Origin of the sequence: Methylomicrobium agile (assembly GCF_000733855.1) — a bacterium.
In the GTDB taxonomy this organism is placed as follows: Bacteria; Pseudomonadota; Gammaproteobacteria; order Methylococcales; family Methylomonadaceae; genus Methylomicrobium; species Methylomicrobium agile.
Genome location: NZ_JPOJ01000001.1, coordinates 1,915,974 through 1,938,177 on the forward strand (window position 1 = coordinate 1,915,974; position 22,204 = coordinate 1,938,177).

At 63.0% G+C, this 22,204-nt stretch carries 9 protein-coding genes; 7 read left to right on the top strand and 2 right to left on the bottom strand.

The genetic code is table 11. The features are described from left to right. Positions 1-5: 5 nt before the first annotated feature. The 6 genes from CC94_RS21395 (at position 6) to CC94_RS21400 (ending at position 16,241) form a co-directional block, all read left to right on the top strand. Positions 6-10,361 carry a filamentous haemagglutinin family protein gene (locus CC94_RS21395; protein WP_051911418.1) on the top strand — a complete coding sequence of 3,452 codons (10,356 nt, stop codon included), beginning with the start codon at positions 6-8 and terminating at the stop codon, positions 10,359-10,361. Positions 10,362-10,606: 245 nt separating this feature from the next. After that, positions 10,607-12,427, top strand: a complete 1,821-nt coding sequence (locus tag CC94_RS0109190) for a DUF2341 domain-containing protein (protein WP_005369161.1) — start codon at positions 10,607-10,609, stop codon at positions 12,425-12,427. Positions 12,428-12,429: 2 nt separating this feature from the next. Beyond that, the gene (locus tag CC94_RS0109195; RefSeq protein ID WP_005369162.1) at positions 12,430-12,834 is read left to right on the top strand and encodes an ExbD/TolR family protein; all 405 of its coding nucleotides are present in this window, start codon (positions 12,430-12,432) and stop codon (positions 12,832-12,834) included. Positions 12,835-12,839: 5 nt separating this feature from the next. Continuing rightward, the gene (locus CC94_RS0109200) at positions 12,840-13,511 is read left to right on the top strand and encodes an energy transducer TonB family protein (RefSeq protein WP_005369163.1); all 672 of its coding nucleotides are present in this window, start codon (positions 12,840-12,842) and stop codon (positions 13,509-13,511) included. Positions 13,512-13,656: 145 nt separating this feature from the next. Further along, a complete protein-coding gene (locus tag CC94_RS0109205; RefSeq protein WP_005369165.1) occupies positions 13,657-15,486 on the top strand; it encodes a putative porin in 1,830 nt (609 codons plus the stop codon). 14 nt (positions 15,487-15,500) lie between these two features. Continuing rightward, complete coding sequence (locus tag CC94_RS21400) at positions 15,501-16,241, top strand: hypothetical protein (protein ID WP_036303863.1); 741 nt, start codon at positions 15,501-15,503, stop codon at positions 16,239-16,241. A 538-nt stretch (positions 16,242-16,779) separates the two neighbouring features. Here CC94_RS21400 and CC94_RS0109215 read toward each other — a convergent pair. Together CC94_RS0109215 and CC94_RS0109220 are read right to left on the bottom strand one after the other, a co-directional pair. Further along, positions 16,780-17,247, bottom strand: coding sequence for a cupin domain-containing protein (locus tag CC94_RS0109215; protein ID WP_005369168.1), 468 nt, complete (start codon positions 17,245-17,247; stop codon positions 16,780-16,782). Between the two features lie 30 nt (positions 17,248-17,277). Further along, positions 17,278-18,711, bottom strand: a complete 1,434-nt coding sequence (locus CC94_RS0109220) for an arylsulfotransferase family protein (protein ID WP_215731671.1) — start codon at positions 18,709-18,711, stop codon at positions 17,278-17,280. 625 nt (positions 18,712-19,336) lie between these two features. On the opposite strand from CC94_RS0109220, the gene CC94_RS0109230 reads away from it, so the two are divergent. Beyond that, positions 19,337-22,075 (top strand): TonB-dependent receptor, encoded by a 2,739-nt coding sequence (locus CC94_RS0109230; RefSeq protein ID WP_031430582.1) that lies wholly within the window; start codon positions 19,337-19,339, stop codon positions 22,073-22,075. The last annotated feature ends 129 nt before the right edge of the window (positions 22,076-22,204 follow it).

The window sequence follows — 22,204 nt, forward strand, 5'->3', positions numbered from 1 at the left end:
CGGCCATGAACCAGGATTCCGCTCCCAGAACCCATGAACACGTTTTCCGGCTGAAGCCGCTGGTCACCGCGATCAGAATGCTGATCGCCGGCGGACTGGCGTTCGGGATGGATGTGCCGCTGGTGCGCGCCGAATTGCCGGTGCCGCTGAACACCGGGCCGCTGACCCAGACGCCGGTCGATATCGCGACCCAGGGCCAGGCGACCGCCCAGATCGCCGGCAACGCGTTGAACATCAAGCAGATTACCGACAAGGCGACGCTGGACTGGAAAAGCTTCAACATCGACGCGGGCAGCCGCGTGCGCTTCGACCAGCCCGGCGCGACCTCGATCGCGCTGAACCGCATCCATGACCTGAGCCCAAGCCGGATCATGGGCTCGCTGCAAGCCAACGGCCAGGTTTATCTGGTCAACCAGAACGGTTTCGTGTTCGGCAAGGATTCGCAGGTCAACGTCAACTCGCTGGTCGCGACGACGCTGGGCATCAGCGACGAAACCTTCCAGCGCGGCATCACCAAGGTCTTCGATATCGACAACAGCGCCGCGTTGCAGGGCAGCGGCGAGATCTACCTGAAAAACGACCTGGGTCAGTACGTGCGCGACCAGCACGGCGATAAGGTCAAGATCCAGATCTTTATCGAAAACGGCGCGCAAATCAAAACGAACGGCGCCGGCGGCCGGGTGATCATCGCGGCGCCGAGCGTGACCAACGCCGGCACGATCGAAACCCCGGACGGCCAGACGATCATTGCGGCCGCCCAGGACAAGGTTTATCTACAGGAAGCCGGCAGCGATTCGGACATCCGCGGCCTGCTGGTCGAAGTGAATAAAGGCGGCGAAGTCGACAATCTCGGCAAGATCATGGCCGAACGCGGCAACGTCAGCCTGATGGGCTTTGCGGTCAACCAGAAGGGCATCGCTTCGGCGACCACCTCGGTACAATTGAACGGCACGGTCAGGCTGCTGGCGCGCGAAGGCATCCAGAACCCTGCCTCGACAAGCGGCAAGCTGCTGCCTGCGGCGACGGTCCGGACGGCCGACTCGGGCGACGGCCTCGGCACCCGGGCGACCGTGACGCTGGGCAAGGGCAGCGTGACCAGCGTCGAATTGGATGCCGATAAAACCGCGACCGCGATCGACGCCCAGGCGCAGCCGCGTTCGAAAATCGAAATCAGCGGCCATCAGGTCAGGCTGCAGAGTCAGTCACTGGTGCAGGCGAAATCGGGCAACGTATCGATCCAGGCGGTGGACAATCCTGCCAATCCGGCGATCAAAGGCAGCGCGCGGATTTACCTGGAAAAAGGCAGCAAGGTGGACGTGTCCGGCGTCAAAAACGTCAGCCTGGCGATGGAGCGGAATGTCGTCGAGGTGGAACTGCGCAAGAACGAACTGCGCGATTCGCCCTTGCAGCGCGACGGCGTTCTGGCCGGCGAGACGGTCTCGGTCGACCTGCGCGATGCCGATCTGGTCTACGATGCCGAGACCGGCGCCCTGACCAAGGCCAGCATCCCGATCGCCGACATCAAAGGCGCGGTGGACCGGATCGCGCGCAACATCGACGAGCGCAGCACCTCGGGCGGCACCATCGATCTGAAATCGAGCGGGGATATCATCGCGAAGCAGGGCAGTACGCTCGACTTCTCCGGCGGCTCGGTCAGTTACCGGGACGGTTTCATCAGCACCACCAAACTGGTTTCGGGCAGCGAGATTTTCGATATTTCCGAAGCCGATCCGAACCGCCTTTACGATGCGGCTCTGTTCGGGGACCGGATCAAATACGCGCCCTGGGCGATCCGCCAGCGTTTGCCGGCGGCTTCGCTGACGCGGCACTTCGAGGCGGGCTATGTCGAAGGCAAGGCAGGCGGCAGCCTGAACATCAGCGCCTATGAAGCGCGGCTGGACGGCACGCTGAACGGCACTACGATCGACGGCCCCTACCAGCGGACGCCCGACCAGCGCACGCCGGGCAGCACGCTGAACATCGACCTGAGCAACGACAATCTGTTCGGACGCCAGGACATCGTGTTCGCAACCGCGCCGGTCTTGTCCGGCTTGGGCGAGGACGACCCGCTGCCGCGCAAAGCCGAAGGTTCGGCCGAAGCCGCCGCACTGGTTCTCGATCCGGGCCTGTTCAAAAGTGGCGGCATTCGGAATGTCGACATCAAAACCAACGGTTCGATACGGATCGACCAGGGCGCACAAATCGAGATGGCGGATCACGCGGCGCTGACCCTGGAATCGACCGGGCTCGAAATGTTCGGATCGATTACCAGCCGCTCGGGCGAGGTGACGTTCAAACCGATCGAACTCAGCGCTTCGGGGCTGCTGCCCAGTTTTATTACCCTGGGTTCCCGCGCTTCGATCGACGTCAGCGGCTTGTGGATCAACGACTGGCTGAACGTTCGGAACGGCAAGCCTTTGACGTCCGTGCCGATAGACGGCGGCCATGTGTCGCTGATCACCGAGCAGGGCGATTTGCGCCTCGAACAGGGCAGCCGGATCGATGTCAGCGGCGGCGCCTGGTTCCAGACCGACGGCTCGCTCGCGGAAGGCAAGGGCGGCACCATCGATTTGCTGGCCCAGACCCATCAGGGCGGCGGCAAGATTTCCAATCTGCTGCTCGACGGCAGCCTGTCGGGATGGGCGCTGCATGACGGCGGGCGTTTGAACATCAGCACCGGCGCGGTGGTGATCGGACCTGCCGGGGCCGCGTCCCAGCAATCGAATTCCGGGGTGACGCCGCTCGTGCTGCAGCCCGGCTTTTTTCAGCAGGGCGGCTTCGGCGATTATTCCGTCACCTCGAATTATGACGGCTTGACGGTGGCGGACAACGTGCAGGTACGGCCTTTGCAGAGCAATCTGCAGCTCAAGAGCGACGCTTACCTGAAGCCCAGCGGCGCTTCGCTGAAAAACGTCGCGTCCGCGGTTACGCTGCCGGAGTACCTGCGCACTCCGACCGGTCTGACGCTGTCCGTGCGCCAGTCGGCGAGCCAGGACCGTAACGCCGTGCTGAATGTCGCCAAGGGCGCGGCGATCCGGGCGGACATCGGAAGCACCGTCACCTTGAATTCGGACACTTCGATCTTTCTCGACGGCACGATCGAAGCGCCGGGCGGCCAAATATTCCTGACCCTGGACGTGCCGACCGCGGGCGACAGCGGATTTTTCGCCTCCCAGGGCATCTGGCTCGGCGCCGAAAGCCGGCTGGCGGCGCGCGGCGTTTACCGGGCCGAATTGAACCCCTACAACTTGCGCATGGGCGACGTGCTGCCCGGAGGCCTTGTCGAGCTGACCGCGAACCGCGGCTATATCGTGGCCTACGCCGGTTCCGAGATCGACGTTTCCGGCACGACCAGTACGCTCGATTTCCGGGAAGTGCAGGCCAGGGGAACCGACATCAAGGTGGTTTCGAAGGCGATTGGCTCCGCCGGCGGCACGATCAGCCTGAAAGCCGGCGAAGGCATCCTGGCCGACGGCGCGTTCAAGGCGCAGGGCGGCAAGGGCGCCGGCGGCGGTACGCTGGCTTTCGAATTGGACGGCGGCCTCCGGCAGAAACCCGAATTCCCGATTCCCGGAGGCGGCTTTCCGGACGACCAGGCGGTCTCCAAGCCGCGTACGCTCGAAATCGCGGCGGACTCGGCCGCCTCGATTCCGGCCGAATTGCGTCCGGGCGATGCGGTCGGCGCCGCCTACAATGGCCGTGCCTTGCTGAGCGCTGATCGACTAAACGCCTCCGGTGCCGCGTCGCTGTCGTTCAAGACCGATGCGGCCGCCGGCAACCAGTATACCGGCAGCATTCTGTTCAAGGGCGACGTCAGGCTCGATGCGGCCAGAAGCATCGTGTTGGACTCGCCTACCCTGAAAACCCAGGACGGGCAGGTGACCCTGAACACCGCTTACGCCGCGCTGGGCTCGACGCAAAGCCGGCTGGATACGCCGTTGGGCGACGGTTCGTTCGTTAGCAGGCTGGCGCCGGAGGCGGTCGGCGGCAGCGGGCAATTTACCGTCAACGCGAAGGGCATCGATCTGGTCGGCGGCTTGAGCTTCAACGGTTTCGGAAACGTCAAGCTGGCCAGCGAGGGCGACGTGCGCGCGGTGGGCATCCGCATCCGGCGCGACACCAAGGATTTTCTCGGCGAACTGAAGCTGGCCGGCGATTTGACCATCGCGGCGAGCCAGCTCTATCCCGCCACGCTGACCGACTATACGATCAATGTGAGCGGCGGCGACCGGACCGTGCGCATCGAAAGCAGCGGCGGCGCTTCGGCGCCGGTGCTGTCGGCCGGCGGCAGTCTGACCGTCAATGCGCCGAACATCGTCCAGGCCGGCGCGCTGAAAGCGCCGTTCGGAACGCTGGCGCTGAACGCCGAACAGACGCTGGAACTGGCGCCGGGCAGCCTGACCTCGGTGTCGGGCGACGGGTTGACCGTGCCGTTCGGCCAGGTGTCGGGCGGGATGAACTGGCTGTATCCGCTGGATACGACCGGCGCGATCAACAGGCTGATCGATACGCCGCCCGAGAAACGGCTGACGCTGACGGGACAGGACATCGCGATGCGGGACGGCGCCAAGGTCGATTTGTCCGGCGGCGGCGACCTCTACGCCTACGAATTCATTCCGGGCCCCGGCGGCAGCACCGACGTGCTGAATCCGAACAGCGCCGGCTTTACGCAGCAGTTCGCGGTGATTCCGGGGCTCGGCAATGCGCTGACGCCTTACGATCCGTTGGAATCTCCGGGAGCCGGCCTGAACGTCGGCGACAGCGTTTACCTGAGCGGAGGCTCGGGCTTGAGCGCCGGCTGGTATACGCTGCTGCCGGCCCATTACGCCTTGCTGCCGGGCGCGTACTTGGTCACGCCCAAAGCCGGCTTCAAGGATTTGCAGCCCGGCCAAGTGCAGCAGGATTTCGCCGGCGCGACCATCGTCGCCGGGCGTTACGGTGTGCCGGGCGCCGGCATCCAGGATGCCCGCTGGCAAGGGTTCGCGGTCGAGCAAGGCGACATCGCCCGGACCCGGTCCGAATTCAAGGACTATTCGGCCAATACCTTCTTTGCCGATAAAGCGGCCGCCGAAGGCGCCGCTGCGCCGCAGCTTCCGAAGGATGCCGGCAGTTTGTCGATCGATGTCCGCAACAGCCTGGCGCTGGGCGCCGAACTCGCCGCGGCCCCCGCGCTGAACGGCCTGGGCGGGCAGGTCGACATCAGCGCCGACCGCCTCCGCGTGGTCGGCAGCCGCGACGACGTGGCGTCGAGCCCGGCCGGCACGGTCAGCCTGTTCGACGACGATCTGAACGCGCTGAATGCGCCGAGCCTGCTGCTGGGCGGCGTGCGCAGCAAGGAAAAGGGCGGGCAGCGCGTGAGAGTGTCAACACAGACCTTGAACGTGGCCGGCGACGCGCGGTTGAGCGGCCAGGAAATCGTGCTGGCCGCGCGCGACCAGCTCAAACTGGAGAGCGGCGCCGTGGTCGAGAGCGCCGGCAATACGGGCAAGGCCGGACCCGATCTGCTGGTGGACAATAAGGGCGCGGCCAACAGCGACGGCGCCTTGCTGCGGGTGTCTTCCTCGCCGCAGGTGAACGTCGTCCGCGATAAGGCGGTGACCGGCAACACCGGCACGCTGACGGTCGAAGACGGCGCGCGGCTCGCGGCCGGCGGTTCGATGCTGCTCGATTCGACCCGGAATACCGTGTTCGACGGCGACATCGACATGCAGGGCGGCTCCCTGGCCTTGAAGTCGAGCCGCATCAGCCTGGGCGAAGCGCCCGCCGATACGCCGGGCCTGGTGTTGTCGAAAACCGCGTTCGATCTGGACGAGTTGCAGTTGATCAGCGCGACCGACCTGGATATTTACGGCGCGGTCGGGATCGACGCGAAACGGCTCCAGATCGGCGCGGCGGCGATCAACGGCTTCAATAACGCCGGTTCCACGGCCGAGTTTTCCGCCGACAGCATCCGCCTGTTCAATGACGGTTCCGCTTCACAACACAACGGGACCGGCGCCGGCAGCCTGGTGTTCAATGCGCGCGAGTTCGAGCTGGGCAGCGGTGCTTATGCGGTCGACGGATTCGGTCAGGTGACCGTGAATGCCGCCGAGGCGGTGAAGGGCGCGGGTCAGGTGCTGGACCCCGCGACCGGCAACAGCAGCCTGTCGGCGCCCGGCACCTGGCGCGTCGACGGCGACCTGGCCCTGAACGCCGGACATTTCATCGGCGACGCAGGCGCCACGACCGCTATCGACGCCACGGGCCATCGGGTTTCATTGGCTTCGCCGGCCGGCGCGGAAGGACTGGCTTCGGGCGGGCTGGGCGTCCGCTGGTCGATCACGGCCGATGCGATTGACAGCAGCGGCCGTTTCGATCTGCCTTCCGGGATTCTGGAGCTGAATGCGCTGACCGGCAATCTGGATTTGAACGCGGGCACTTCGATCGACGTGTCCGGCCGGACCGTCCCGTTCGACACACTTACTCGCTTTTCGCCCGCGGGCACCGTGATGCTGGCTTCGGCGCTCGGCAACGTCGCTTTGGCCGGCGGAGCCGAAATCCGGTTGGCCGGCGCGGCGAGCGACGGCGAGCAGGCCGGCGACGCGGGCCTGCTCGATGTCCGGGCGGCCCGAGGGCAATTTTTCTGGAACGGTCTGGTCAGCGCGTTGGGCGGCGAACTGGCGAATGCCGAACAGCGTGCGGGCAGTCTGCGCCTCGACGTGAAAACTTTCGGCGACGGCGGCTTTTCGGACCTGAACGCCAAACTTGCGGCGGCCGGATTTGCCGAGGAAGTGTCTCTGCGCCAGCGCAGCGGCGACGTGAACATCGCCGCCGGCGATACCGTGGCGGCGCGCCAATTCAATCTTTCGGCCGACCAGGGCAAGGTGAGTCTGAACGGAACGCTCGACGTGAGCGGCAGCCAGGGCGGCGACGTCACGATTTACGGTAGAAACGGCATCGCGCTCGGCCCTTCCGCCCGCATCGACGCGAGTTCCTCCGCTTCGGGCGCGGAAGGCGGCCGCGTCACGCTGGATACCGTGCACCGGGACGACGCCGGCAGCGGTCTCCTGGATCTGGCCGGCGGCGCGATCGAGCTGGCCGGCGGCGAAGGCGGGCCGGGCGGCTCGCTGCATCTGCGCACCGGCCGGGATGCGGACAATACGGTCAACGTGGCCGCGCTCCATACCGCGATCACCGGCGCGGACCCCGACCGGGCCGTGCTGGAGGCCGCGCGCGTTTACGACGGCCAAACGACGATCACCGCCGCGAACATCGCGTCCTGGAAGGCGGATACCGCCGATTTCATGGCGCATGCGCCCAGCTTGCAGGATTTCTCCGGCGCCGGCATCGCCCTGCTGCCGGGCCTGGAAATCCGCGGCGAAAACCTGACGCTGGCGGATACCTGGGATCTGATCGACTGGCGCTACGGCGGCGGCAATGCCTTGCCCGGCTTTTTGACCCTCAGAGCCGGCAACGACCTGAACGTCAACGCCTCGCTGACCGACGCTTTCGCGACCGATTCGATTCCGGGCCAGACCAACCGGGTCTACCAGGACATGCTGCAAGCGGGCAAGTCCTGGAGCTATAACCTGATCGCGGGCAACGACGTGAATCTGGCCTCGTCCTATCTGGCGCGGAATCCTTTGACGCCGAATTCGAGCACGCCGGTCAAAACCCAGGTCAAGGTGCGGACCGGCACCGGTTCGATCGCGATCGACGCAAGCCACGACATCCGCTTCGTCAGCGATCCGTCCGACGCGACGGCGGCCGCGGCGGTTTACACGATCGGCACGACCGCCAAATACACCCGGGATCAATTGCTGAACGGCGAAGTGCCCGGCGTGCCTGCGCGCCTGGCCGGCGAGAGCGACGCGGATTACCTGAACCGCCTGGACCCTGCGTTGATGGACGAGCTGCTTCGCTTCGGCTATCTGGACGAGACCCGGATCGGCACGCTGTTTCAAAAAGCCGAATTCCCGACCCAGGGCGGCGACATCCAACTGCGCGCGGGCGGCGACATCGACGGCGTGAATACCGGGCAGAAAATGACCGACTGGCTGGTCCGGAGCGGCACGCTGGCGGACAACAACACGCCGACGCTGTGGGGCATCAACGTCAGCGGCGACCGCAGCAATCAGACCGGCAGCACCCCTGCCGCCAAAGGCATCCGCAACTTCAACCAGAACGTCGGCGCGCTGGGCGGCGGCAACGTCACCGTCGAAGCCGGCGGCAATATCCGCAATCTGTCGGTGATGATCCCGACCACCGGCAAGCCGCTCGGCACGGTCGGCTCCGCGCCGAACCAATGGCTCAAGAACGGCATGGCGGTCAACGGCGGCGGCGATCTGGCGGTGACGGCCGGCAACGACATCGTCGGCGGCGAATTTTATACCGGACTCGGCACCGCCGCGCTGAAGGCCGGCGGCAGCGTGGCGGCCAACGCCGCCGGAAAAGGCGCGGTATTCGAACTGGGCGACGCCCGCTTCGCCATTCAGGCGCGCCAGGACATCAACCTGGGCGGCGTCTACAACCCGACCGTAACGAAACAGACGCAGTTGGTCGGCGGCGAGTCGCGGTTTTTCACCTATGGCGCCGGCAGCGCGGTCGAGTTCTTGTCGACCGCGGGGAACATCCTGTTCCAGAACAACGCCGGCACCGGCTTCGAGTATTCGGTTTATCCCGGCACCGTCAAAGCGGCCGCGCTGTCCGGCGATATTTCGATCAACAAATCGATGACTCTGTTTCCGTCCGTCCAGGGTCAACTGGAGCTTTTGGCCGGCAGGAACGTCCGTTCTTCGGCGGTCGCCGGCGAGACGGTGGCGGTGAACATGTCCGATGCGGACGTGTCGCTGCTGCCGGACAGCCTGTCGCCGGCCCGGTCGCTGGAAGGCAGCCTGAAGGACGGCCTGATCAGGGCGCAGGAGCGGCTCGATCCGTTCAGCCCGGTGGCGAACATCATTCATGCCGCGACCCCGGTGCACCTGAACAACGGCAGCAAACCGGCGGTCGTGGCCAATCTTGGCGACATCGCCTTCGCGCCGGGCGCGCAGGTGATTTTCTTCCTGCCGAAGGCTTCCGAATTCGTCGCGGGCCGGGACATCAAGAATTTGAGCTTGTCGGCGCAGAATCTGACGAGCGGGGACGTTACGCGGATTCAGGCGGGCCGCGACATCGCCTTCAATACCCAGATCAGTCCGGACGGGGTCGTGCTGGCCAATCCGAACAAGATCGAGGTGGGCGGACCTGGCCAATTGCAGGTGCTGGCGGGCCGCAACATCAACCTGGGCAGTTCCGCCGGCATTCAGACGATCGGCAACATCGTGAATCCGGCCTTGAGCCAGAATGGGGCCTCGATCAACGTGCTGGCCGGGCTCTCCGACGCGATCGATTTCGACGGCTTCATCGAACGCTATCAGGCGCAGCCCGAATACCGCGCGGCATTGCAGGCGCTGGCGGGGCTCGGCGAAGGCGAGCAGCGCGAGCATCTGGACGTGTTTCTGAAGGTGCTGTTCGAGGAAATCAAGCAGTCGGCGGCCGCGGCGGCCGCCGCCCCGACCGGCGAACGCGCGAAGCTTTATCAGCGCGGTTTCGATGCCATTAAAACGTTGTTTCCGGGCGATCAATACGCCGGCGACCTCAGCCTCGTATTCAGCCAGATCAAGACGCTGGACGGCGGCGGCATCAACCTGGCCGCGCCCGGCGGCAAGATCGACGTCGGGCTGGCGGGCCAGCTCGCAGGCATCCGCAAGGCCGCGGACGAGCTTGGCATCGTGGTGCAGCAGGAAGGCGACCTGAACGCGCTGATCGAAAAGGATTTCAACGTGAACCAGTCGCGCGTATTCACGCTGAGCGGCGGCGATATCACGGTCTGGTCGTCGAAAGGCAGCATCGACGCCGGCAAAGGCGCCAAGTCGGCGATCGCGGCGCCGCCGCCGGTCACGATGGTCGATGAGAAGGGCAACATCGTCACGATCTTTCCGCCGATCGTGTCCGGCAGCGGCATCCAGGCGATCGGCGACGGCCAGGTCACGCTGGCGGCGCCGCAGGGGATCGTCGACGCGGGCGAGGCGGGCATCAGCGGCGGGCGGATCGTGATCGCGGCGACCGCGGTGGTCGGCGCTTCCAACATCCAGGCTTCCGGCGGCACGGTCGGCGTGCCGACCGCGCCGCCGGCGCCGGTAGTGCCTTCGGGCGCGGACAGCGCCGCGGCCAGCGCGGCGAAATCGGCCACCGACAGCGCCGAGAACAGCGGCGGGCAGGATGACGACGAGCAAAAGAACGGCCGGAAGTCGGTCGTCAGCATGATCAGCACCGACGTGGTCGGCTACGGCAACTGCTCGGTCAACGATATCCGCGAAGGCAAGCCGGGCTGCGGGATTTAATTTCCGGTTGGAGACCTGCCAGGTTTTTAAAACCTGGCAGGTCTCTAGGCCCGATCGGGGCCTGTAGAGACCTGTAGGATGTGCTGAAGAAGTGAAGCGCATCGCATCGCATCGCTCCGCGTATTTCAGGAGATTGCTCGCGAACGATGGGCTTCCTTGCGTCAGCCCATCCTACGAAGGCCGGCTTCAAGGCAAAGGCAGTGACGAAATTTAACGAGCTTTCAATTTTTAGGACTTTATTTTCGATGAACAAATCGCTTATCGGCCGTTTCCGGTTGGGAATGGCGCTTCTCCTGATCCCGTTGTGCGCCCAGGCGTGGTGGAACGACGACTGGTCATCGCGCAAACAGTTGACCGTGGATGCCGGCGCGACCGGCGCCGACATTCGGGAAACCCTGCACGACGTTCCGCTGCTGGTGCGCCTGCACGCGGGCAACTTCGGGTTTTTTCTCGACCTGGCGGAAAACGGCAAGGACCTGCGCTTCATGCTGGACGACAAGACCCAACTGAAACACCACGTCGAAAAGCTGGATACGCTGACCGAGCTCGGGCTGGTCTGGGTCAAGATGCCGGTCGTCCGCGGCGGCGAGAGCACCGACGGCTTTTCGATGTATTACGGCAACGCGAACGCGGCGGACGGTTCCGATGCGCAGGGCATCTATGACGCGAACCAGGCGCTGGTCTTCCATTTCCGCGAAGGCGAGGCGCTGCCGCAGGACGCCACCGCTTATGCGCTGCATGCGGCGTCCTCCAAGGCGGCGATCGATCCGGCCGGCTTTATCGGAGCCGCGGCGAAATTCGACGGCCAGGGCGGGATTGGCGTCAACGCGAACCCGGCCCTGGCGGTTGCGCCCGACAGCGGCCTGACCTTCAGCGCCTGGATCAAAATCGATCAGCCCCAAGGGAATGCCGTGCTGTTCGAAGCGAAGGACGCGGCCGGACGCATCGAACTGGCGCTGGAAGGCACCTCCGCGATCGCCCGCTACCAGGGCGCGGGCGGCAATGCGGCGCAAACGGCCGCGGCCGCTGTCGAGCCGGCGAAATGGCAGCATCTGGCGCTGGTCGCCAAAAGGGACGCGCTGGAACTGTACCTGAACGGCCAAAGCGTCGGCACCGCGCCGATCGAGCTGGCCGCGTTCACGCCGGCGCTGGCGATCGGCGGTGACGGGCAGGGCCGGAACCTGACCGGCCTGCTCGACGAAGTGCAGGTGGCCAAACAGGCGCGCAGCGCGGATTGGATCAAGCTGCAATTCCGCAGCCAGAGCCCCGATTTCACCGTGCTCAATTTCGGCCAGGACGAATCTTCGGGTTCGGGCGACGACCTGAATTATTTCGCGATCATCCTGCAAAGCCTGACCGTCGACGGCTGGGTCGTAATCGCGCTGTGCGGCGTGATGCTGGTGATCAGCCTCCTGGTGATGATCGGCAAGGCCCTGACCCTGAACCGGGCCCGCAAGGAAAATGCGGACTTCCTGGTGCAATACCGCAATCTTGCCGTCACCGATTTCGGCCAGCTGGATGCCGAAGAAACCGAGGAAGAGCGCGAGAACGAACAATCGGAGTTTCTGTCGGCGGTGGCCGGCAAGCACGACCATTTCCAGGGTTCGCCGATTTACCACATCTATCATGCCGGCGTGCAGGAGCTGAAGCTGCATTTCGGCGGAGCCGACACCGCGCTGAGCGCGGAAGCGCTGAACGTGGTGCGCGCCCGGCTGGACGCGGCGGTGGTGCGGGAGAGCCAGAAGCTGAACAAGAACATGGTGCTGCTGACGATCGCGATTTCCGGCGGCCCGTTCCTCGGCCTGCTCGGCACCGTGCTCGGGGTGATGATCACCTTCGCGGTGATCGCGGCGACCGGCGACGTGAACATCAACTCGATCGCGCCGGGCATCTCCGGCGCGCTGCTAGCGACCGTCGCGGGGCTGGCGGTCGCGATTCCGGCGCTGTTCGCCTACAACTACCTGTTGACCCGGATCAAGGAGGTGACCGCCGACATGCAGGTCTTCACCGATGAATTCCTGGCGATCGTGTCGCTGCGCAGCGCCGACCGGCAGCGGGGAGCCTAGCCATGAAAGTCGGAGAAGAAGGCAAAGTTTACGACGACATCAACATCACGCCGATGCTCGACGTGGCCTACGTGCTGTTGTTGATCTTCATCATCATGACGACCGCGACGGTACAGGGCATCACGGTCAACCTGCCGAAGGCCAGCAGCACCCCGTCGCTGTCGAAGCCGAAGACCAAGGCGATTTCGATCGCGCAGGACGGCACGATCTATCTCGACACCTATCCGGTTTCGATTCAGGAACTGGAAACCCGGCTCGCGCAATACAAGGCCGCGACGCCGGACCTGCCGGTCGTGCTGAAGGCCGACGCGACGATCCCGTATGAAAAAGTGATCGAGGTGCTGGATGTGGTGACCCGGCTCGAAATCGGCCAGCTCGGGCTGGTAACGCAGAAACTGGTGAAGTAAGGGCGATGGATTCACGCAAGCAATGGCTGAAACGGCTGCCCATGATCATCGGCGGCGTCCTGGCCCTGCTGATCGCGGTCGGCGTGTACTGGATTCAGGGCCTGTTCGAAAAACCGCTGCAGCCGAAAAAGCAGATCCAGCAGATCACCGTGATCCAGCCGCCCCCGCCGCCGCCTCCGCCGCCGGAACAGAAACCGCCGGAGCCCGAACCCGAGCCGGAGAAGGTCCCGGAGCCTGAGCCCGAGGAAGAGCCGCCGCCCGAACCCGACGAGGCGGAACAGCCGCCCGGCGAGGAACTGGGCGTCGATGCCGAAGGCGGAGCCGGCTCGGACGGTTTCGGGCTGGTCGGAAAAAAAGGCGGCCGGGGACTGCTGGGCGGCAGCGGCGGCAGCGCGATTCTCTGGTACGGCGGCCAGGTCAAGCGCCGCCTGGAAGGCGAGATACAAACCTTGCTGGCCGGAAGCCCGGCCGGCAAGGCGGCTTACAGCGTGCTGCTGAATGTCTGGGTCGGTGCGGACGGCAGGGTCTCTCGCGCCGAGCTGGCCTCGGGCAGCGGCAAGTCCGACATCGATCAGAGCATCCGCTCGGCTTTGCCGAAACTGCGTTTCGCGTTATCGAAAGCGCCGCCGGAAAACATGCCTCAGCCGCTGAAAATCAAGGTCACTTCGAGAATTTAAAACAGTAGGTAGGGTGGATAAGCGAAGCGCATCCACCGTCGGAAGCAAATTTGGCGGATGTGCTTCGCTTATCCACCCTACATCGAAGCAATTGGCTACGGCTCAATCTCATCGAATCAATATTCAAGCATTACCGAGAGTAACAATGATCGTTATCAGAAACACCCTGGCCGCCGTCTTGACGGGCGCCTTTCTGTCGCCTGCGTTGGCCGGCGAGAAAGAGGAACTTCTCAAACTCAAGAAACAGATGGACGGCGAGCGCGAAGAGCTGCTGGAACTGAAAAACACCGCGGAAAACCTGGTCGAACTGTTCGTCGAACAGGGCCTGCTGGACAAGCAGAAAGCGGAACGGCTGATCAATAAGGCAAAGGCGAAAGCGCAAACCGAAGCGAAACAGCAGCTGGTCCAGGAGCAGGAGCAGGCGGAGGAGCCGTTGGCGCACAATGCCGCGGCCGCAGGGCCGGGCGTCGGGACCGGCAACGGCAAATCGGTGTTTGTCGGTTATGTGCCCGAATTCGTGAAGGAAGAAATCCGCCAGCAGGTGCGCGCCGATTTGAAAAACGAAGTCGTCAAGGAAGTCAAGGCGGACGCCAAGCAGGAACAATGGGGAATTCCGGGCGCCTTGCCGGAATGGGTCGCGAATACCAAGCTCAGCTTCGACATGCGCATCCGCGGCGCCGACGATTTTTTTCAGCCGGATAACGAGCCGCTGCTCGATTATCTGTCGATCAACGAGGAAGGGGGGCATCTGGCTGCGCGCAATAAGGGCCGGGAATATTTGAATACCACGAAGGACAGGTTTCGGTTTTCCGAACGCTTCCGTCTCGGCCTGGACATGAAGATCGACGAGCATCTGAAAGCGGGCCTCCGGCTGGCGACCAGCAATATCCGCAACCCGGTGTCCAACGATCAGGCATTGGGGAATACCGGCCAATCTTTCGAATTCGCGATCGACCGGGGATTCCTGCAATACGACTTCGTCGACAACAAAGGCAACGACTGGTTTACGGTCTACGGCGGCCGTTTCGCGAATCCCTGGGTGTCGACCGACGTGGTGTTCGATCCGGACTTGAGCTTCCAAGGGCTGGCCGGCACCTTCCGGTATCGATTCAACCAGGATTCCGCCAAAGTCAAATCGTATAAGGCGGCGCTGACCAACGATCTCGGCGGCCGCGCCGGGATCAACTTCGGTCCGCAAACGCCGGATAGTGTGTTCGCCACGCTGGGCGTCTTCCCGATCCAGGAAATCAACCTGTCGACCGCCGACAAATGGCTGTTCGGCGGACAGCTCGGCGCGGACTGGCTGGTGCGGAACGATTCGCGGCTCAAAGTCGCGGCCTCCTATTACGATTATAAGAATATTCGCGCCCGGCCGAACGCGCGCGGCAGTTTCGAGAACGATTGGACCGCGCCCGAGTTTATCCAGAAGGGCAATTCGCTGGTGCCGATTAACCTGAACGACGGTTTCAATCCGCGCTGCACCAGCGCGCAGAGCGCGATCGGCCAGGGCTGTCTGTACGGCCTGGCTTCGGATTTCAGGATATTCAACTTGACAGCCATTTACGATGTCGACTTTGCGGGCACCCATGTCGTGCTGACCGGCGATTACGCGAAAAACTTCGGCTATGACGCGGCCCGGATCGAACGAGAGTTTCCGGGGCTCCTGGCCGACAATACGGCCAAAACCAGCGCGTTCCAGGTCAGGCTCGACGTCGGCGATCCGGACATCCGGCGCTTCATGGCCTGGAACGTGTTTCTGGCCTACCGCTACGTAGAGCGCGACGCGGTGCTGGATGCGTTCACCGAATCGCTGTTCCACGCCGGCGGCACCGACGCGAAAGGCTGGTGGATCGGCGGCAGCTACGGACTGGCCAGAAATACCTGGGTCAACCTGCGCTGGAGCAGCACCGATTCGATCGATGGGCCGAAGCTGAGCATCGATACGGCCGCGGTCGACCTGAACGTACGCTTCTAACCGGGTGAGGATTTATGAATAAGTTTCCGATTTTTGCCGGAATAAGGCTTCCGGTGTCGAGCAAAGGCTGGTTGTTGTTGGCGTTCTTGCTGGTTGCGCCGTCCTGGAGCCTGGAAATCCGCGCCGCGCCCAAGCAGAACGACGCGGCGGCGCAGGCCCTGCGCAAAGCCCAGGGCATGCTGCGGCAGTTGAGCGAGGAAAAAGCCGCGCTCGAAACCGAGAAAAAAGCGCTGGCGGACGAAGCGGAAAAGCTGCGTGGCGAGGTCGCCCGGCTCGAACCGCTCAAAGGCCAGGTCGAACAATACCGGGCCGGCCTGGAGAGCTCGCGAGGCGCCAACGGCGCGCTGCAGGAACAATTGCAGCGCGCGGGCACGCGCGAGCGCAATCTGCAGGACAAGCTGAAGGAAATCGTCGCCCAGGCCAGAGCGATCCAGAACGATAACCAACTGCTGGTCGCGGCGGTTCGGGAGCGGGAAAAATGGATCGGCCAATGCGCCGAAAACAATAAGGCGCTGATCGCGGCCAACGGCGAAATGCTCGAACAATACCGGAACAAGGGTTTTTGGGACAAACTTGCCGAGATCGAGCCGATTACCGGGATCGGCAAGGTCGAAACCGAAAATCTGGCCGAGGCTTACCAATTCAAACTGCAAGACCTGAAGGTGACGCCGTTTGAAACTGAAGCGCAGGCGGACACGAACGCAGACGGAGCCGGCCAGCCGCCGGTTTCCGCTCAGGCCGGCCGGAGCGAATGAGTCCGCTGCGGCGGTGGGTGAGCTGGTTGTTTTACAGCACCGGTGTTGCGGGAGTGCCCGCCCGCCAGCAGTCCGGAGGCGGCGGCCGGACGGGATATTTATCTCGTCCGTAACGTTTTAAAGAGGGACGGATAGGGATGATGATTTTGTGTTTGCGGAGAATTTTCAAACATTGAGGACGGGGTTATAAGCCGGCCAAGCGGTAGGGTACGCTGTGCGTACCATGAGAGGTGGAAAGCTCTTGTAGGGCGGATTCGCCGCCAGGCAATCCGCCATCACATTCAGCGATCCGTCATCCTGCGGCGGAACCCGGCAGAGCCGGTTCCGCCTTACGGATTGGCGTTTTGCTGTCGCGAAAACGCCCTACAGCTTTCCTATTTCAAATCCAGCCTTGAACTCCGAGGCTTGCGTTTTACAGGACGGGTATCTAACGGCGAGCGCGCGCGTGGAAACTATGAGAGGGAAGTTATTATCGACCGAATCCTTAGTGAGTTCCTTCCGTGGGCCGAGGCAAATCCCCAGCCCGTTTTTTTGTCCGTTATTTTTTCGGCGCGGGCGTGGAGGTGGCCGGTCCCATCCCGACGATTTGAAGAATCGTATCTTCGTCCTTGGCCCCGTCGTAATGGACTTCATTGCCGTAGTGAGTGACGAAGCTGCCCGCCGGCACTGGCTTTAAATCGTCCGGATTATAGTCGCTGCCGGTGCCGACCCACCAGGTGCCGGAAAGGACCGTAATGAACCGGTCGTGCGGATGCGCGTGCGGCTTGCTGTTGTGATGGGCTTTCCATTTATTCAGCACCACGTACAGGCCGGGTTTTGAAGGATCGCCGACCAGCACCGCGGTTTCCGAGCCGCTGGGATTGGCGACCCATTTGATCTGGTCAGGCAGTTTGATCGATATGGCCTTGGGATCGAGGTCGGCGGCGGCCGCGGCGCCAACGCACAGGGACAGGCCGATTGCCAGCAGGCGCCGGTCGGGAATGGAGGGGCGGATGATATGAAACATCGGATTCTCCTGACAAGGGATGTGTGGGGATCAAGGTGCGGCGGAAATGCGGAATTGAGCCGGATCCGGCGGCGTCACGGCCTTTTCGCTATGCGGCGTGCCGGCCGGCACCCAAGCGTAAGGTACCGGCTGCCCCCGGTAGAGCTGGCGGTTGATGGTTGCCTTGCCGGTCACCGGGTCTTTCCCGACTTTGGCGTAGGGATTGACGTATTCCCAGACGATGTCGCCGCCGGGCGTCACCTGAAACAATCGGCCGCTCTGGCCTTCGTCGATGAAGGTATTGCCGTTCGGCAGGCGGCGGGCCGCGCTGATATGCGTGCTGCGGAACGACCAGGCCGGCTCGCCGGAGCTTTCGCCGCTGTACTGCCAGACGATCTCGTTTTTGACCGGGTCGATTTCCAGTACCCGCGAGCCGCCGGTTCTGGGCACCGCGGCCGGCGGGTAGCCGGCGACGCCCTGATTGTCGAATACCAGCAAGTTGCCGGCGCCGGGCAGATCTTCCGGAATGATGTGGGCGTCATGCTGGGCGCTGATCTGATCGACCGGCCTCGGCACCTGGCGGGGCAATTGGCCTTCGAGCGTCGCGTCGGCATAATGCGGCCCCAGTCGCCAGACGATTTTGCCGGACTTCCGGTCGATGATCGCGATGAAGTTGGCGTTGCGGGAGTCGAACAGCAGATTGCCGGGCGCGAAGCGCTTGTCGCCGGCCGCGAACCAGCGGTTCGGTCCGACCACCTTCAGGTTGTTCACATGCAGATAGTCCGCGATCGGCGCATTCCTGACCAGCTTCAGTTCGGCAGGCGTAAAGCCGAATGCTTGCAAGTGTTCGGAAGCGACCCATCTCCATACCACCTCGCCGGCCGGATTGACTTCGTAGATTACATCGTCCAGCACCTGTGGCTGTTTGAAGCCTTTGATGGGATGGACCCGATTGGCCAGCACCACGGTATTGCCGTTCGGCAGCCGGGCCCAGTCGTGATGTTGTTGCGCGGCGCCGCCGGGCGCCTTTTCGCCGAAACGCCATACCGTCTTACCTTCCCAATCCAGTTCGCCGATGGTCTTGGCGATGCGCCGGTTGATCTGGCCCGGCACCAGGCTCGTTCCCTGGCCCTCGGCTGTTTCCAGCGTCACGAACACATGCCCCAGTTTCCCGCCGTTCACGGCCGGATCGATCAGCGTGCTGTGGCTGGCGGCGTCTTTCCATTCGTGCACCGGATTGCCGTTCATGTCGATCAGGCGGGCGACATTGTCGCCGCCGGTAAACAACACGAAGCTGTTGTAAGCGCGGGCCGGGTCGTAGAGGGTCGTGCCGGTCGGATAGATGCTGGGCGCAGCGGAGACCGCGGCGGCAACGAGGCCGCTAGCCAACAGGTAAGCGGCATGACGCCGCACGTTTTTTGCAAGGCCGGACGCATGAAAGCGCGTCCGCGTCGGAGCGGGATTTGATTCGGAAAATGGAGTCATGTCGGGTTAGGGCGAATGGCCGGGTTGTTGATCGATGAGCTTCCGGATTCCAGCAAGTTTTATTCCAGCATCTTTAAACACAACCTTCAGTTGTAGGGTACGCTGTGCGTACCATGAAGGGTGAAAAGCCCCGTAGGTTGGGTTAGCGAAGCGTAACCCAACACTCGAAGCCGAATCCTGTTGGGTTACGCTTCGCTAACCCAACCTACGGGACTTCAGTTGTAGGGTACGCTGTGCGTACTATGAAGGGTGAAAAGGTACGCACAGCGTACCCTACGGGGCTCTGCATGCCGGATGGGATATTTATCCCGTCCGTGGAAGCACCGCAAGGAAAAGGCTGCTGGCTGAAGTACAGATCGTCAGCAGGGCATGTGGACGAATCAACAGCTTCAGATTGTGATTCAGGCGCTTTCCGAAGCGTGCTTCGCGTTTTTATAGAATTGAAAAGCATTTGAATATCATCGGGTTATTCATTTTTTACCGGCAGGAGGCGATCCTGCCGCAGTCCTTGGCATACGGCTTGCGTTAAGGCTTGGTAATGGCCAAGGCATCGTATTCCCCGGGAACGGAACGGTTTGCCTTGCCTGAGAACGGATTTATCAACGTTTAACGCATAGGTGAATGAGTGAAAGAACATGAAACGGGCGTATTTCCAGTAAGCGCCGAACGACAGGATGTGCCGCCCTCGATCAGCCGCCGGCGCAAACTGGCGTCTTCGGTGGCGCTGGCGGTTGCGGGCGCTGCACTGCTGGGGGCTTACAATGTGTCCGCTGCGCCGGCGGACGAGGCCAAGAAGGCGGCGGGAGGCGAGCCGTCCGTTGCCGAACTGAAGGCCCAGGTCGAACGCCTGACGCGGGAGCTAGAAGCCTCCAAGCAGCGCGAGCAGGATTTGATTAACCAGGGCGCTGCCGAAGCGCCGTTGGATACGCCGGTGGCTGCCGGCGCGGTGGCGGGAGGAAACGGTCAGGGCGAGGCGGTGGCGGCGGCCGAGCCGCAAGCCGAAGAGGAGAAACCGGAAGAGCCCAAGAATCTGGCCGAAGTGACAGTGACCTCGCGGCGGAAGGAAGAAAAACTGCAGGACGTGCCGATTCCGATCGCGGTGATCGGCGGCGAGCAGATGAAGCGGGACAACATTGTCAGCGTGCAGGATTTTGCGCGCCGGGTGCCCAACCTCGGTGTGACCAATACCAATGCCCGGCAGACCAGTATCGCGTTGCGTGGGTTGGGCAAGAACAGCGGCAACGAATCGATGGAGTCCAGCGTCGGCGTGATGATCGACAACGTCTGGCAATCGTGGGTCGGCTCGACCTGGGTCAACTTCGCCGATATCGATCATGTCGAGGTCTTGCGCGGTCCGCAGGGAACGTTGCAGGGCAAGAACAGCAACCTGGGCCTGATCAACGTGGTCAGTCAGACGCCCAGCTTCAAGTCGGGTTATTACGCGGACGGCTTTGCCGGCAACCGTAATTCCCTGCAGGGCAAGTTCGGCGCGACCGGCACGATTTTGCCCGGCTTACTGGCCTACCGCGCGTCCGGCTATATCGACAAGCGCGACGGCTGGGTCCAAAATCTCGACGTCGCCGTGACCGACGGCAAATTGCAGGAAACCGATTCGATGGGCGGACGTCTCCAGTTTTTGCTGACGCCGAGCGACACGCTGTCGGCGCGCTTCATCCTGGATCGAACCTCTTCCACGCAAAGCATGAGCGTGAATCCCAACATGCTGGATCCGGCGACCTTTGCGGACGGCACGGTTCGCCCGACCACCTACAGCTCCCGTCTGGCGCGGGACTGGTTCGATGTCTTCGAACGGTCCGGACAGCCGATCACGGTGATCGGCGATCCCCGGAAAGTCGCGCAGGACAATAAACTGAAATCCCGCGCCGATAGCGAGGGCGTGTCCGCCGAAATTAATTGGGACGTGCTGGGCCACCGCTTCACCTCGGTTTCGGCCTACCGGAATTCGCTGTTCGAACCGCACCATGACGGCGACCGGTCGGTGGCCGACATCATGCGGATCGGGGGGGTGACCGTCGATAATGAACAGTGGTCGCAGGAGTTTCGCATCGCCTCCAAGGAGCCGGGGCCGATCGATTACCAGGCCGGCGTCTTCACGATGCGCAGCGTGGCGGAAACCCTCAGCCAGAACCATTATGGCGACGACGCGGGCGCTTTTTATGCCAGCAACGCGCAATACGGCCGGCTGAATTCGACGGCCGTGGGACGGCAAATGATGTCGGCGTCGATGCGCGAGTTGATGGATACGGCCTATCTGAATCCCGCCACCGACAGTTACGCCGCCTACGGGCAGATCAACTGGCATATCACCGACGCGGCGACGCTGACGCTGGGCTTGCGCGATACGTTCGAGCAGCGTTCCAACTCGGGCAACCATTACGCCATCGGGGGCGCCGATTTGACCGCCTTGGCTTCCTCGATCGGCGCAACCGCGCAGAACCTGACCGATGCGCTGGCGATTCGGAGCGGACAGATCAAACCGAATTGGGTGGCCGCGCGGCAGGGTTTCGACCAGAACTCGCAAAACTGGCTGGTCAATCCGAGCTATAAAATCACCGATGACATCATGGCTTATTTCTCGGTCGCAGGCGGCCAGAAATCCGGCGCCGCGCAATTCAACGCGAATACCGGCGAGGTCGAAAACGTCGATCCGGAAAACGTGATGGATTACGAATTGGGGATCAAGAGCAGCTGGCTGAATAAAACGCTGGTGTTCAACCTGAACTTGTACCAGACCGATATCGAAGGCTTCCAATCGCAACTGGTCATACCGGACGAAGTGCGGCCCGGCCAGTTCAGGACCCGTTTGGGTAACGTCGATGGCATCCAGCTGCGCGGCATCGAGCTGGAGTCGAGCTGGGACGTCACGCCCGGCCTGAATCTGTTTATGAACGGTTCGTACAATCACGCGATTTATACCGACTTCAAGAACGCGCCTTGCCCGCCCGAGGCGAACAAGGCGGTTTGCGACCAGACCGGCCTGACGCTGCCGAATGCGCCGGCTTTCACCGCCAACTTCGGTTTCGATTACCGGGTGCCGTTCGGTTTCGGCGTCGTCGACGATTATGGATTGCAGTGGCACGCCTATATGGTGGACAGCTTCAAGTCCGCGGCCAACTATAACGCCAGCCTCTCCGCATCCGGCAAGCAGCCGGCCTATCACGTGACCGACGGCGGTATCGGCCTGGGCACCAAGGACGGCAAATACAACCTGGATCTGGTCGGCAGGAACGTCTTCGACACGATCTATTTGACCAACTCCAGCAACTGGTCCAGTACCGGCGCTTCCACCGGGACTTACGGCGATGCGCGTTATTACGGGGTGCATTTCCGGGCCAAATTTTAACGCTGGCGGACCGGGCGGCGTTATGCCCGGTTCTGTTAAGGAGGCTCTGATTAAGTCCGGGAAACCTCCTTCGGGCAATGCCGTTATGTCAATGGGCCGTAGGGTGGATAAGCGAAGCGCATCCACCAC